1 protein-coding gene is annotated in these 385 nt (G+C 39.2%); it reads right to left on the bottom strand.

The window, feature by feature from the left end; translation table 11 throughout:
* Positions 1-119: 119 nt before the first annotated feature.
* Positions 120-385 (bottom strand): hypothetical protein (locus tag IQR33_RS35885; RefSeq protein WP_193843895.1); only part of this gene is annotated, 266 nt, incomplete at its 5' end.

The raw sequence follows: 385 nt of genomic DNA, 5'->3' as shown, positions 1-385 counted from the left end.
AAAGTAGAGCCGGAGTACGAAGAATTCCAAAGAAGATAGCAAGAAGTAGGTTCATAGGGCATACCTTAAGCTTAGTCTATAATATATTATAGTTTGGTGTGCCCTGGAAGGGAAGATATTTAAGGGTAATAGCAATAGATAGTTGCTAGTGCTCGGTTTTCTCTAGGTGTTTCCCAAAGTTTAGTTTTGAAATTATACGAGTAAAGGCGGACAAGAAATTGTGAGCCAGATGCATTTTTTGTAACACCGATTCGGTTTAATGAATAGTCAGATACGACTACACCGTTCGCTGAGTGGTAACGCTTACTATCTTGCCAGTCTACAACAATTCTATTTGCCGCATAACCTGCACCATCACCACAATTTACACCTTTAATTGCACCAA

The organism is Vibrio sp. OPT46, from assembly GCF_015163535.1.
GTDB lineage: Bacteria > Pseudomonadota > Gammaproteobacteria > Enterobacterales > Vibrionaceae > Vibrio > Vibrio alginolyticus.
Note: the sequence above shows the minus strand (reverse complement) of the source record. Positions and strands in the feature narration are given on the sequence as shown.